The following is a 14,075-nucleotide window of genomic DNA, read 5'->3' as shown; positions in this document are numbered from 1 at the left end:
GTCCGTCACAAGCACCCACGGCCGGGGCGGCCGCCCCGTCAGTCGAGCACCCCCGCACAGAGCGCCGCCCCGTCCATGACGATCCGTCACGAACGGGGCGGCGGCTGGCGGGTTCAGCGGCGGACGACCCGCACGCCGGTCACCCCCATCAGCCCGGCCAGGGGGACGTCGGATGCCGTCTGCGCGGGGTCGACGGTCAGACCGCCGCCGCGCACCAGGTCGAGCAGCCTCTCGGCCAGCGGCATCACCATGTGCCGTCCCCAGCAGCGCTCGGACACATGGCCGAAGGGCAGGTAGCCGGGCAGGTCGTCCGGGTCGAGCCCGTCCCAGCGCTCGGGCCGGAACACGTCCGGGTCCTCCCAGAGCGCGGGGTCCCGGTGGCTCAGCAGAGGAAGGAGCAGGATGTCGTCGCCGGGGCCGATCCGGGGATCGATCGCGGGATACTCCGGCGAGGCCCTTCGCAGGATGTTCCAGGAGGGCGGCAACAGCCGCAGCGACTCGTGGATGATGCCCCGGTTCGGCGTCGCGTCGTCGAACGGCGATCCGAGCCAGAGCGCGTTGGCGACGAGTGTCGAGACGGTGAAGCAGACGGGGGCCGCGCCCCGGCGGTAGAGACCCATGGCATAGCGGCGGTCCCCGTAGCCCTTGGCCTCGGCGGTCAGTCCGGCGATGGCGGAGACGGGGGCGCCTGGCCGGAGCCGTCCCGGCAGGGCCGCACCGGCGGCGATGACCGACCAGGTCAGTCTGGGCGTCAGTTCCAGGACGCGGTCCATGAGGACGCGCAGCCGGTAGGGGTCGGCGCCGAGGATCAGGTCACGCAGATACACGTGGCCCACGTGCGGCCACTCACCGCTGAGGTCGACGTTCTCGGGGACGGGCTTCTTCAGAGCCGTACGCACGTCGCGGCCGACGGCCTGCATGACGGTGGCGGCCTCGGCTCGCGAGACGGACCGACCGTGGAGGGGCTTGAAGGTGGGCCGCTCACCCTCGGTGGCGGGCCGGGCAGCGAGGATACGGTCCATCAGGCCGGCTCCGGCCACACCGACGGTGTCGGCGTCGAGCCGGAAGATCTCCTCGCCCCGGTGCTCCCGCAGGAGCGCCTGGAGCCTCGGCGCGAAGACGACGTCCCGGGCGCGGCTGCCGGTACCGGACATGTGCATCGTGATCTCCAAGAGACGGGAGGCGCCCGTGCCCGGCGGGCCTGTACGGCCACGCCGGGCACGGGCTCAGGCCGAGGGCAGGAACCCCTCGGCCGGCTGGACTCGTCCGCCGGTTCAGTACCAGAGGTACCAGGCGTACGACTTCAGGCTCTTCTCCGGCGTCATCTTGCTCTTCAGCTGAAAAAGGAACTTCATAACGTCACCTCCATCTTTTGCTGTGAATTTACCTGTACGAAAACACGGCTTGGTCATGTTCGTGATCCGGGCTTCCCTTTACGGGGAATTCCGCACCACGCCGACCGCCGACAGGAGTACAGCTCAGAGCAATTGAGGTTGTCAATGATCATCCTTCCGCCAAAAGCGCCCGCGCGTTCCGTTCCGATCGAAATCCATCCCGGCACCGTCGAAACCTGATGCGCCGAAAAGAAACGGAACGTTTCCCCCGGCATACTCGAACGCCCACGTCCTGACAAGCGAGTGAAGAGGCGAATTCAGGCCGGTGACTGTCTGAATTTACGCTGTTCAGGAATGTCTGCCGGGGTTCCGGGGCACCTTCCGGGCCCGAACCGGCCGCGCCTCGGTGCGAGAAGGAGACGGACCGGTCGGTAATGCCCTGCCGCTTCGGCCGAATTCATCGCTGATAGCGGGCCAGGACCCGGTTCCCGTCCTCCACCAGACGCTTCCTCAGCTCGTCCTCGCCGATGGCACCGCTGTAGTACTCCTGAAGCGCGGGCGTGGCGACCTTGTCCTTCCATTCGGGATAGCCGCGCACGGACTGCGCCGGCGCCGGGCGCAGCGCGGAGGCGAGCGCGGCGCCGGTCGCCCAGCCCAGGTCGGCGGTGTGCAGCGAGGGGTCGGCCAGTGCGGCCGTGCCGGTCGGCAGCATCCAGTCCCCCTTGGCCAGGCGCACCATGTTCGCCGGCCGCAGCAGGAAGTCGATGAACTCCACGGCCTCCTTCTTGTGCGGGCTGTCCTCGGCGACGGACAGGGTCTGCGGGCTGACTCCCTGGGCCAGGCCCTCACTGCCGGCCGGAGCGGGCAGTACCGTCCACTCGAAGCCCTTCGGGGCCTGTTCGACCACTTGCTGGCGGTAGGAGAACCCGAGCGGGACCATCGCGTACTTCCCGCCGAAGAGGCCTGGCAGCGTGTCCCCGCCGCCCATGCCGAGTGCGGTGCGGGCGGCGCTGTGGTCGGTGTTGACCTGGTCGTGGATGGTGCCCGGGACCACTTGGTCGCCCTCGCCCGATTCGACCGTCACCTTTCCGTCGGCGCCGCGGTGGAACAGCCGGCCGCCCGCCGACAGACCCAGGTTCAGGGTGACGGAGACCGGCTCCTTGAGCGGCCAGGCGATCCCGTAACGGCCCTTGCCCGTCAGCTCCTTGGTGACCTGGCGGAACTCCGGCCAGCTCCAGGGCTTCTCGGGGGTCGGAATGCGGACTCCCGAGTCCTTCAGGAGGGTGGTGTTGGCGATCAGGACCCGCGGTTCCTGGAGGAACGGCACCCCGTAGACGCCGTCGTCGAAGGTGGTGGTCCGCCAGCTCTGCGCGGGGATGTCGTCGGTGAGCCGGTCGGGGAGGAGCGTACGGAGATCGGCGAGGTAGCCGCCGTACGCGAAGTCCGCGAGGTCGTCGGACGCGTCATGGATGACGTCGGGGGCTTCGCCCCCTTCGAAGGAGGTGAGGAGCTGGTCGTGGACGCTGTCCCAGCTTCCCTGGACGTACTGGACCTCGACGCCGGGATGGCTCGCGTTCCACTCCTTCACCAGTTGCTTGTTGATGTCGACGGACTCCTGCTGCCAGGCGAGCGACTGGAAGCGGATCCGGATCCTCCCGTCCGCGCCGTCGTCGCCGTCCCCGGCGCATCCGGTGAGCAGCAGGGTGAGCGCGGTGGCAGCCGCCGCTGCCGTGCGTGCCAGTGCGCGCATCAGCTCTTCACCGCCCCTGCGAGCATGCCGCCCGTGATCCGCCGCTGGATGACGGCGAACAGGACGAGTGAGGGAAGGGTGGCGAGGAACGCGGCGGCGGCCAGCGGTCCGAGGTCGCTGGCGCCCTCCGCGCCGAGGAAGTGGGTCAGTACGACCGGCAAGGTCTGCTTCTCCGGTGTCTTGAGCAGGACGAGCGCGAAGAAGAACTCGTTCCATGCGGTGATGAAGGCGAAGAGCGCGGTGGCGACGATCCCGGGGGCCAGCAGCGGTGCGGTGACCGAGACCAGGGTCCGCAGCCGGCCGGCCCCGTCGACCGCCGCCGCCTCCTCCAGTTCGGGCGGAACGGCCCGTACGTAGCCGGCCAGCATCCACAGCGCGAAGGGCAGCGCCCAGACGACGTAGACCATGATCAGCCCCCACAGGGTGTTGATCAGATGCAGGTTCTTGAGGACCAGGAAGAGCGGAATGATCAGGAGGACGAAGGGGAACGCCTGGCTGACCACGACCCAGCCGGTGGCGGCCGTGGAGAGCCGTGAGCGGTGGCGGGCCATCACATAGGCCATCGGGGTCGCGATGACGACGGCGATGACACCGGCCGAGAGCGCGGCGATCAGCGAGTTCGCGGCGGCCCGCAGCAGCGGCTGCTCGTCGAAGGCCTGCCGGAAGTTGTCCAGCGTCGGGTTCTCGGGGATCCAGGTGGGATGCAGGGAGCCGAGTTCGGGTGCGGGTTTGAAGGCGGTGGAGATCAGCCACAGGAACGGGACGGCAAGGAAGACCAGGTAGCAGAACAGTGCGAGGTACTGTCCGGCGCGCACGGGCCGGCTGGTACGCAAACTCATCGGTCCTCGCCTCCCCTGAGCCGTCCGGCGAGGTACACGGCGAGGAGCACGGAGATCACCGCGACCATCACACAGCCCATCGCGGCGGCGTAACCGAACTGTCCGTACCGGAAGGCCTCTTCGTACGCGAACAGCATCGGCAGCCGGGTACGGCCGCCGGGGCCGCCGTTGGTCAGCACGTAGACCAGGGCGAAGGCGTTGAAGTTCCAGATGAAGTTGAGCGCGGTAATGGACAGCGCGACGGGCCTGAGCGCGGGCCAGGTGACGGTACGGAACCGGCGCCAGGCGCCCGCGCCGTCCAGGGCGGCGGCCTCGTGGAGTTCGTGCGGGGTGTTCTGCAGTCCGGCCAGCAGGGCGACCGTGGTCTGCGGCATGCCGGCCCAGACGCCGACGAGGATCACCGCGGGCAGCGCGGTGGCGAGACCGGTCAGCCAGTCCCGGCCGTCACCGAGCCCGAGGTCCCGGATGGTCTCGTTGAGGATTCCGGCGTCCGGGTTGTAGACGAGGCGCCACATGATGCCGACGACGACCTCGGGCATCGCCCACGGGATGATGGCCAGGGCGCGGGCCAGCCAGCGCATCCGCAGTCTCTCGTTGAGCAGCAGCGCCAGGCCCAGGGCCAGGACGAACTGCGGGACGGTGACACCGACCGCCCAGACCAGCCCGATCCGGAACGACTCCCAGAACAGCCCGTCGTGGAGCAGGTCCTGGAAGTTCAGTGCTCCGACCCACTGGGTGGACCGGGTGCGGCCCGACTGGGCGTCCGTGAAGGCCAGCGCGATGCCGTAGAGCAGTGGCCCGACGCTGAGGATCAGGATGGGGATCAGGGCGGGCAGCACCAGGAACCAGGTTCCGGCGTTCCGGTCGACCGGCCCGGGTCGTCGGCCGACCGGACTGCCCGGTGGACCGTGCCGCCCGGACTGCACGGTTGCATTCGCTAATGTCATAGATGAGCCCCCTTGCGTCATTCGATCGGCTTTATACCGTTCTGGCCGCTCAGGTGGCCTCCGTCATCGTGCTGACGGGCCGTCGGTTCGTCAAGACAACCTGCACGGGTGCGAAAATCGGATCCATGAACGAGATGCGAGCGCGCGAGGTGCTGACCGCCGCCGGACTGCCCGGTGACGCGGAGCTGATCGCGCTGGGCGAGAACGCGGTGTTCGCCGTGGGCGACCTGGTCGTCAAGATCGGCCGGGACGCCGTGCGGAGCCCGGAACTGCGGGACCGGGCGGAGCGCGAGGTGGCCGTGGCGCGGTGGCTCGCCGCGGCCGGCGTTCCCGCCGTGCGGGCGGCCGAGCCGGAGGCACGGCTGGTCGAGGGTCACCCGGTGACGTTGTGGCACCGGCTGCCGGACGCGGTGCGGCCCGCCGAGCCGCGGGATCTGGCGCCGTTGCTGCGCGCGGTGCACGCCCTGCCGGAGCCTGTGGACCTCGCCCTGCCCCGCCGGGAACTGCTGGGCGGTGTCGAGCGGTGGCTGAGCCTGGCGGGCGAGGCGATCGATCCGGCCGACGCCGCATATCTGCGCGAGCGCCGCGACGGCTTCGCGGCGGCGGCCGCCGGCCTGGTCCCCCACCTGCCCCCGGGCCCCGTCCATGGCGACGCGCTCGCGCGCAATGTCCACGTCGGTCCGGACGGGCCGGTCCTGGTGGACCTGGAGACCTTCTCCGCGGATCTGCGCGAGCACGACCTCGTGGTGCTGGCCCTGTCCCGCGACCGGTACGGTCTGGCGGCCGAGGCGTACGACGCGTTCACCTCGGCGTACGGGTGGGACGTGCGGGAGTGGGACGGCTGCGCGGTGCTGCGCGGAGCGCGGGAGACGGCCAGCTGCGCATGGGTGGCGCAGCATGCCCCGGCCAACCCGAAGGCACTCGCCGAGTTCCGCCGCCGGGTGGCGTCCCTGCGGGACGGGGACACGGCGGTGCGGTGGTACCCGTTCTGAGCGCTCCGTCCTCGGAGGGGCCGGACACCGGGGCGTGACGCCGCCCCTGCCGGCCGGTCCCTCTCAGTCGCCGGACGGGCCCGGCCGCGTTTCGAGTGCCGGCTCCCGCACCGGCCAGCGGCCGTCGATGACCGCGTCCGCCGTCCCCTTGCGGCGCAGGAACTGCTGGAAGTCGGCGGCCCACTCCTCGTACCAGACGATCTGGCGCTCGTGCAGCTCCTGCGCCGTCAGGGCGGCCACCGAGCCGTGCCGTGCGGCTATCGCGTACGCCACGCGCACCGCTGCCAGCGCGTCCGCCGCCGCGTCGTGCGCTCCCTGGTGGACCACGCCGTATTCGACGCAGACCGCTTCGAGGTTGCGCTTGCCCTTGCGATAGCGGTCGACGGACCGGTCGATCGTGTACGGGTCGATGACCGGTCCGATCCCCGCGCCGTCGAGCCGGTCGCTGAGCGAGGGCAGCCCGTGGCGGTGCAGTTCGGCCGTCAGCAGCGTCAGGTCGAAGGCCGCGTTGTACGCGACGACCGGAACGCCGCGCCGCCAGTACCCGGTCAGCGTGTCGGCGATCTCGTCGGCCACCTCGCGCACCGGCCGGCCCTCCGCCGCCGCCCGCTCGCTGCTGATGCCGTGGATCGCCGAGGCCTGTGCGGGGATCCTGATCCCCGGGTCGGCCAGCCAGGTGTGCCGGCTCACCGGCTCACCGTCCCGGCCGTCGACGCGGATGACCGCGGCCGTCACGATCCGGGCCTCCAGCGGTTCCGTACCCGTCGTCTCCAGGTCGAAGCCGACCAGCGCATGCCGGTGCCAGCTCATCCCGTACCTCCTTCGTGGTGCTCCCCCAGATGACGACCACCCTCGCACGGGGCACTGACAACGAGGAGGGACGGTCCCTCAGGAGACCGGCCGGGAGTCCGTCCACACGGACTCGAACTCCTCGCGGTACGTCTCGAACAGCCCGTGCTCGCTGTCCTGGCCCGCCCGGACGACCGATCGTCCGCCGCCCCGCAGCACCAGCACCGGTGCCTCCATGCCGCGTGCCCGGCGCAGATACGTCTGGACGACCCCCACGGCGTCGGAGCCGTCGCCGTCCACCAGGTAGGCGGTGAAGCGTGGGGTCTCGTCGAAGACGTGGATCTCGAAGGCCCCGGGGTCGCGCAGCTTGGAGCGGACCCGGCGCATGTGCAGGATGTTCATCTCCACCGACCGGCTCAGCTCGCCCTTCTTGAGGCCGAGCTCCCGCTCCCGGCGCTTGACCGCGCTGCTGGCCGGGTTGATGAAGAGCAGCCGGACCCGGCAGCCCGACTCGGCGAGCCGGATCAGCCGGCGCCCGGAGAAGTTCTGCACCAGCAGGTTGAGCCCTATCCCGATGGCGTCCAGCCGGCGCGCCCCGCCGAAGAGGTCCTCGGCGGGCAGCTGGCGCTGGAGCCGCACCCGGTCGGGGTGGACGGAGACCACGTCCGCGTACCGGTCGCCGACGAGCTCCTCCACGGCGTCCACCGGAAGCCGGTCGGCGGACGGGACGCCGGCGCCGCTGCCGAGGATCTCCAGCAGCCGGGCGGACGCCCGCTCGGCCTGCGCCAGCACCGCCTCGTTGAGGGCGCGGTTGCGGGAGACCACATTGCGCGCGACCTCCAGCTCGTCGAGCGCCAGCTCGACGTCGCGGCGGTCGTCGAAGTAGGGCTCGAAGCAGGGCCAGTGCTGGACCATCAGCTCACGCAGCTGCGGCAGCGTGAGGAAGCTCAGGACGTTGTCGTCGGCCGGATCGAGCAGATAGCCCTTGCGCCGGGACACCTCGCGTACGGCGACGGCGCGCTGCACCCACTCCTGCCCGGCGGGTCCCGCCGCGGCCACCACCCAGTCCTCGCCGTGGACCGGTTCGTAGATCGGCCGGAGCACCGCGGCGACCACGGCGCGCAGCCGCTGCTCGACGAGATTCAGCCAGATGTAGGCGCGCCCGGCCCGCTGGGCGCGGGTGCGCACCTCGCTCCAGGCTTCCGCGCCCCACTCCAGTTCCGCACCGATCTCCAGGGGCTGCGCCAGCGAGACCGCCCCGGGTGGGACATCGGCCGGATCCCCCTCGTGACCCGTGTCACCTGGGGGCAGCTCGAACCCTCCCGAGCTCACCCGCGCACCGCCTTCCACTCCCCCACCAACGATCAAGGAAGGGTACTCCGGGAGCGGGAGCCGGTGCAGCCGGATGCGCAGGCTCCTTTCCCAACTCCCCTACGGCACACGTATGTTCCGCGTGACGAGATCTGCCGGAGTGAGCGGATTCATAGTGATTAAACACCCCAGCCGAAGCCGCATTCCGGACAGGCGGCCGAGCGAGGTGCCGGATTCCGGTTCCGGGCGACGCGAGGGGGCCCGAAGTTGACCGGCCCGGGCGGTGTCCGCGACGCCGCCCCCGTTAACCGGCCGGTCCTAGGTAAGGGCCGCTCTTTCGGGGAAGATCTGCCCCAGGGAGCCCGCAATCCCCAGGCAACCGCATCAGAAGGGGAAGAGTCGAACCTATGCAGGTCTGGCCGGGACAGGCGTACCCCCTCGGTGCCACGTACGACGGCGCCGGGACGAACTTCGCGGTCTTCTCGGAGGCCGCCCACCGAATCGAGTTGTGCCTGCTGCACGACGACGGCTCCGAGACGGCGGTGGAGCTGAGGGAGACCGACGCCTTCGTCCGCCATGCGTATCTGCCCGGGGTGATGCCCGGTCAGCGGTACGGGTTCAGGGTCCACGGCCCGTACGAACCCCAGCGCGGAGCCCGCTGCAACTCGGCCAAGCTGCTCCTGGATCCGTACGCGCGGGCGGTCGCCGGGCAGATCCAGTGGGGCGAGGCGGTCTACGGCTATCCGTTCGGCCGGCCCGACGCGCGCAACGACCTCGACTCGGCGCCCCACACGATGTCCTCGGTGGTGGTCAACCCGTACTTCGACTGGGGCGACGACCGCAGGCCCCGTACGGACTACCACCGCACGGTGATCTACGAGGCCCATGTGAAGGGCCTGACGATGCTCCACCCGGGGCTGCCGAAGGAGCTGCGCGGTACGTACGCCGGGCTCGCCCATCCGGAGGTCATCGCGCATCTGACGGAGCTCGGCGTCACGGCCATCGAGTTGATGCCGGTGCACCAGTTCGTCCAGGACCACCGGCTGGCGGACGCGGGGCTCGCCAACTACTGGGGCTACAACACCATCGGCTTCTTCGCCCCGCACAACGCCTACGCCTCCTGGGGCGACCGGGGCGAGCAGGTCCTGGAGTTCAAGCAGGCCGTCCGCGCGCTGCACCAGGCCGGCATCGAGGTGATCCTCGACGTGGTCTACAACCACACGGCGGAGGGCAACCATCTGGGGCCGACGCTGTCCTTCCGGGGGCTGGACAACGCCTCGTACTACCGGCTCGCCGACGACCAGCGCTACTACATGGACACCACGGGGACCGGGAACTCCCTGCTGATGCGCTCCCCGCACGTGCTCCAGCTGATCATGGACTCGCTGCGCTACTGGGTGACCGAGATGCACGTGGACGGATTCCGCTTCGATCTGGCGGCCACACTGGCCCGTCAGTTCCACGAGGTGGACCGGCTGTCGTCGTTCTTCGACCTGGTGCAGCAGGACCCGGTGGTCAGCCAGGTGAAGCTGATCGCCGAGCCGTGGGACGTGGGCGAGGGCGGCTACCAGGTGGGGAACTTCCCGCCGCTGTGGACCGAGTGGAACGGGAAGTACCGGGACACGGTCCGGGACCTGTGGCGCGGCGAGCCGCGGACGCTGGCCGAGTTCGCCGGGCGGCTGACGGGCTCCTCCGACCTGTACCAGGACGACGGACGCAGACCGCTGGCCTCGATCAACTTCGCCACCTGCCACGACGGATTCACCCTGCACGACCTCGTCTCGTACAACGACAAGCACAACGAGGCCAACGGCGAGGGCAACCGGGACGGCGAGAGCCACAACCGGTCCTGGAACTGCGGGGTGGAGGGCGAGACGGACCGGCCCGAGGTACTGGAGCTGCGCGAGCGTCAGATGCGCAACTTCATCGCCACGCTGATGCTGTCGCAGGGCGTGCCGATGCTGAGCCACGGCGACGAGTTCGGCCGGACGCAGCGCGGCAACAACAACGGCTACTGCCAGGACAGCGAATTGTCGTGGGTGCACTGGCCCGCCCCGGCCGGTGCGGCGGGCGACGAGGACGACGGTGACGGCGAGGAAGCCGGGCAGGACGACGGCGGCCTCGGCAGCAGTCTGCTGGAGTTCACCCGGGCGATGGTGTGGCTGCGCCGCGACCATCCCGTCTTCCGTCGCCGGCGCTTCTTCCACGGACGTCCCGTGGAGGGTACGCACGACGAGCTCTCGGACATCGCCTGGTTCACGCCCGAGGGCCAGGAGATGACCCAGCGGGACTGGCAGGCGGCGCACGCCAAGGCGCTGACGGTCTTCCTGAACGGGCACGCCATCTCGGAGCCCGGGCCGCGCGGCGAGCGGATCTCCGACGACTCGTTCCTGCTGATGTTCAACGCGAGCGCCGAGACCCTGGAATTCGCCGTTCCGGTCAATCACGGCAGGCAGTGGCTGGCGGTGGTCGACACGGCCCGCCCGGACGGGGTGCTGACCGGGGCGGGTCCGAAGGTGGCGGCGGGCGATCGGGTGACGCTGGTGGGGCGGAGCATGGTGGTGCTGCAACGGCCGGCATGAGACCGGCCGTGCACTCGTGCGTGTCCGGGTGACAGAGGCGGCCCGGATCTGGGTACGAACGTTCCCATGACGCCTTCCGCCACGTACCGGCTCCAGCTCCAGCCGGAGTTCCCGTTCTCGGCCGCCGAGGACGCCGTGCCGTACCTCGCCTCGCTCGGCGTCTCCCATCTGCACCTGTCCCCCGTCCTCGAAGCCGTGCCCGGCTCGCTGCACGGCTACGACGTCGTCGACCACGGCCGGGTACGCGCCGAGCTGGGCGGCGAGGAGGGACTGCGCCGGCTGGCCCGCACCGCGCGCGAGCACGGGCTCGGCCTCGTCCTGGACATCGTGCCGAACCACATGGCCGCCGACCCCCGCCACAACCACGCGCTGCGCGAGGTCCTGCGCGAAGGGCCCGCCTCCCCGTACGCCCGCTGGTTCGACGTCGACTGGGCTGCGGGCAACGGCCGGATCCTGCTGCCCGTCCTCGCCGGACGCGTCGGCGACGAGATGGACCGGCTGCGGGTCGACGGGGACGTGCTGCGCTACGGCGAGCAGGAGTTCCCGCTGCGGGAGGGCACCGCCCATCTCGATCTGCCGGAACTGCTGGGTGCCCAGCACTACCGGCTCGGCTGGTGGCGGCTGGCCCGCACCGAGCTGAACTACCGGCGCTTCTTCACCATCTCGGAGCTGATCGGGGTGCGGGTCGAGGACCCCGAGGTCTTCGCCGCCTCCCACGCGAAGATCCTGGAACTGGTCCGGGACGGGGTCGTGGACGGCCTGCGGATCGACCACCCGGACGGGCTGGCCGATCCGGACGGCTACCTGGAGCGGCTCTCCGTGGCCAGCGGCGGTGTGTGGACGGTGGTGGAGAAGATCCTCACCGGCCCGGAGCCGCTGCCCGCGGGCTGGGCCGTCGCCGGGACGACCGGGTACGACGCGCTGCACCGGATCGACGGTCTCTTCGTCGACCCGGTGGGCGCCACCGAGCTGCTCGGCGGCTACCGCGAGTCCGCCGCCCCGGCCGGCGACCGCGGCGGCTACTGGGCGGCGACGGTGCGCCGGGCGGCGTACCGGGTGGTCACCCATGAGCTGGCCGCGGAGACGGAGCTGCTGACCCGGCTGGCCTCGCGCATCTGCGCCGAGGATCCCGCGCTGCGCGACCACGCCCCCTGGGCCCTGCACACCGCCGTGCGCGAACTGCTGGTCCGGGTCCCGGTCTACCGCCCGTACGTGACGGCGGGCGGACCCTGCACCGAGACGGCCGAGGCGGCGCTCGCCCCGGTCGCGGTGAGCGACGCCAAGGCCGCGTTCGCGGTACGGGAGGAGGCCTCGGCCGTCGACGTGGTGCGGGAGCTGGCTCTGGGCCGGCTCGGCGGGGGCGGGGACCGGGCGGCGTTCTGCGCCCGGTTCGCCCAGACCGCGTCCGCGCTGCACGCCAAGGCGGTCGAGGACACGGCGTACTACCGGTACGTGCCGCTGATCTCGGCCAACGAGGTGGGCGGCGATCCCGGGCAGCCGGCGGTGGCACCGGAGGCGTTCCATGCCTTCTGCGGGCGACTCGCCCGCGACTGGCCCGCCACCGGCACGGCGCTGACGACGCATGACACCAAGCGCAGCGCCGACGTCCGGGCGGGTATCGCGGTGCTGTCGCAGTGCCCCGGTCCCTGGACGGATCTGGTCGCCGAGCTGACGCGGACGGCCCCCGCGGCCCCCGATCCGCAGCTCGCCTGGCAGGCGTGGCAGACGGCGGTCGGCTGTGTGGGGTTCCCGCCGGACGAGCAGGCCCGGCGGCTGGAGCCCGCGCTGCTGAAGGCGGTGCGCGAGTCGGGCCTGTTCACGAGCTGGACCGAGCCCGATCCGGTGTACGAGCGGGCGGCGACGGACTTCGTCGCCGCCGGTCCGGCCGCCGGCGCGGGCCCGGTCCGGACACTCCTGGAACGGTTCGCCGCGACGCTGGCCCCGCACGTGCGGGCCAACACGCTGGGCGCCGCGCTGGTGCATCTGACGATGCCGGGGGTGCCGGATCTCTACCAGGGAACGGAGCGGGAGTATCTGGCGCTGGTCGACCCGGACAACCGGACGCCGTTCCGGCAGCCGCCCGACGGGGCGCCCGACGACGAGAAGGCCGGCCTCACCGGGACGACGCTGCGGCTGCGGCGGGAGCGGCCCGAGGTGTTCGGCGAGTCGGGCACGTACACCCCGCTGGCCTCGTCCGGTCCCGCGGCGGCGCACCTGCTCGCCTTCTGCCGCTCCGGCGAGGTGGTCACCGCGGTGACCCGGCTGTCGCTGCGGCTGGCGGAGTCGGGCGGCTGGCGCGGGACGGAGCTGACGCTGCCGGACGAAGGGGTGTGGCACGACCTGCTGACGCCGGGCCGGAAGTTCACCGGCGGGGCGGTGCGGGCGGCGGAGCTGTTCGCGGAGCGGCCGGTGGCGCTGCTCAGCCGGTCCGGAGGTTCCGGGGCCGGACCAGCAGGGAGCGCGGGCCGCGTGTGAGCAGGCCGGTGGCCGCTGGGCGGAAGCCCTCCGCCCAGCGCAGGTCCGGCATCGCGTCGAGCAGGGCGCGCAGGCCCTGTTCGGCCTCCAGCCGGCCGAGCATGACGGCGGGGCAGCCCGCGGGCCCGGGTGTGGAGCGGTCCTGGTCGCGGCGGAACGGGTCGAAGACGTCCGGTGCGGCGAACCGTTCCGGGTCCCGGCCCGCCGAGCCGATCAGACAGGCGACGGGGGCCCGTGCGGGCAGGGTGCCGCCGCTGAGGGTGACCTCGGCGACGGTACGGCGCAGCACGATCTGGACGGGTGGGTCGCGGCGGAGCGACTCGGTCCAGGCCCGCCCGGCGAGCGCGGGTTCGATCCGCATGACGGCCATCAGGTCCGGGTCGTCCAGCAGATTGGCGAGGAAGGAGGCGAGTGCCGTCTCGCGCAGGGCGGTGCGGCGGGTGCAGGGCGCGTCGGCGGGCGCGCCGGTGGGCAGCCAGCGGCAGAACTCCTCGACGAGATCGGCCTGCGGGCGGGTGGCGATGCGCCGGGCCAGCACGTAGGCCGTACGTTCGACGCGCTCGGCCAGATGCCCGGGTACGGAGGCGGGCACGACCGCGTAGGGGTCGCTGGGCAGGCAGCGGAAGTATCCGTGGCAGAGACCGAGCGGCGCGGGGCCGCCCCGGGGCGCTCCGTCGTGCGGGAAGCCCGCGAACCGGGGGTCGGTGAGGGCGGTGGCCACGTCGTCGTACCGGCTGACCAGCCAGGCGCCGAGCGGTGCGTCGTAGCAGAGCGGGTACTCCTCGCGGAGCACCCGGTAGAGGCGGTACGGGTCGTGGGCCGCGCCGGGCGCGAGGAGACTGGGGCCGCCGCCGGCCCGGGCGGCACGGCGGAGCCGTGCGGAAGGGTTCCGGGTGCCGCGTCGTTCGGGCGAGGGTGTCGGGGCCGGTATGTCTCCGGGCGTGTCTGCCTGCATGGCGTACCCCCCGGGGTGTCCGGTGCGCCGGTGCGCGGCGCGCTCCCTGTCAGGGGATCACCTGAACGGTCCCGCCGCAGCCGTGGTGCGGCCGTCCGGGT

General features: G+C 71.6%; 11 protein-coding genes. 3 read left to right on the top strand and 8 right to left on the bottom strand.

The features are described 5' to 3' along the window. Window positions 1–113: 113 nt before the first annotated feature. The 5 genes from ACIQMX_RS17310 to ACIQMX_RS17290 form a co-directional block, all read right to left on the bottom strand. Window positions 114–1,160 (bottom strand): cytochrome P450, encoded by a 1,047-nt coding sequence (locus ACIQMX_RS17310; RefSeq protein WP_363073333.1) that lies wholly within the window; start codon window positions 1,158–1,160, stop codon window positions 114–116. Window positions 1,161–1,274: 114 nt separating this feature from the next. Then, window positions 1,275–1,355: a tryptorubin family RiPP precursor gene (locus ACIQMX_RS17305; protein ID WP_402479412.1), complete on the bottom strand. Its 81-nt coding sequence runs from the start codon at window positions 1,353–1,355 to the stop codon at window positions 1,275–1,277. Between the two features lie 436 nt (window positions 1,356–1,791). Next, window positions 1,792–3,084, bottom strand: a complete 1,293-nt coding sequence (locus ACIQMX_RS17300; RefSeq protein WP_402478829.1) for an ABC transporter substrate-binding protein — start codon at window positions 3,082–3,084, stop codon at window positions 1,792–1,794. Beyond that, window positions 3,084–3,923, bottom strand: a complete 840-nt coding sequence (locus ACIQMX_RS17295; protein WP_363073339.1) for a carbohydrate ABC transporter permease — start codon at window positions 3,921–3,923, stop codon at window positions 3,084–3,086. Before ACIQMX_RS17295 ends, ACIQMX_RS17300 begins: the two co-directional genes overlap by 1 nt. Further along, window positions 3,920–4,870, bottom strand: coding sequence for a carbohydrate ABC transporter permease (locus ACIQMX_RS17290; protein WP_402478826.1), 951 nt, complete (start codon window positions 4,868–4,870; stop codon window positions 3,920–3,922). The genes ACIQMX_RS17295 and ACIQMX_RS17290 overlap by 4 nt, the downstream gene beginning before the upstream one ends. Window positions 4,871–4,995: 125 nt before the next feature. Between ACIQMX_RS17290 and ACIQMX_RS17285 the strand changes: the two genes are divergently transcribed. Then, complete coding sequence (locus ACIQMX_RS17285) at window positions 4,996–5,862, top strand: aminoglycoside phosphotransferase family protein (protein ID WP_363073343.1); 867 nt, start codon at window positions 4,996–4,998, stop codon at window positions 5,860–5,862. Between the two features lie 63 nt (window positions 5,863–5,925). On the opposite strand, the gene ACIQMX_RS17280 is transcribed toward ACIQMX_RS17285, so the two are convergent. Next, on the bottom strand, window positions 5,926–6,672 hold the full coding sequence (locus ACIQMX_RS17280) for a 3'-5' exonuclease (protein WP_402478823.1): 747 nt from the start codon (window positions 6,670–6,672) through the stop codon (window positions 5,926–5,928). Between the two features lie 78 nt (window positions 6,673–6,750). Further along, window positions 6,751–7,983 (bottom strand): SAV2148 family HEPN domain-containing protein, encoded by a 1,233-nt coding sequence (locus ACIQMX_RS17275; RefSeq protein WP_402478820.1) that lies wholly within the window; start codon window positions 7,981–7,983, stop codon window positions 6,751–6,753. Between the two features lie 386 nt (window positions 7,984–8,369). Here ACIQMX_RS17275 and glgX point away from each other — a divergent pair, with 386 nt between their 5' ends. Continuing rightward, a complete protein-coding gene (gene glgX, locus ACIQMX_RS17270) occupies window positions 8,370–10,544 on the top strand; it encodes a glycogen debranching protein GlgX (RefSeq protein WP_402478817.1) in 2,175 nt (724 codons plus the stop codon). 66 nt (window positions 10,545–10,610) lie between these two features. Beyond that, window positions 10,611–13,019 (top strand): malto-oligosyltrehalose synthase, encoded by a 2,409-nt coding sequence (gene treY, locus ACIQMX_RS17265; RefSeq protein WP_402478815.1) that lies wholly within the window; start codon window positions 10,611–10,613, stop codon window positions 13,017–13,019. On the opposite strand, the gene ACIQMX_RS17260 is transcribed toward treY, so the two are convergent. Further along, window positions 12,964–13,974, bottom strand: coding sequence for a cytochrome P450 (locus ACIQMX_RS17260; RefSeq protein ID WP_402478811.1), 1,011 nt, complete (start codon window positions 13,972–13,974; stop codon window positions 12,964–12,966). The two genes, treY and ACIQMX_RS17260, sit on opposite strands and share 56 nt — an antisense overlap. Between the last annotated feature and the right edge of the window lie 101 nt (window positions 13,975–14,075).

The sequence above is a fragment of the Streptomyces sp. NPDC091416 genome (genome assembly GCF_044756845.1).
Taxonomy (GTDB): domain Bacteria; phylum Actinomycetota; class Actinomycetes; order Streptomycetales; family Streptomycetaceae; genus Streptomyces.
This window is presented reverse-complemented; position numbering and strand designations above follow the sequence as displayed.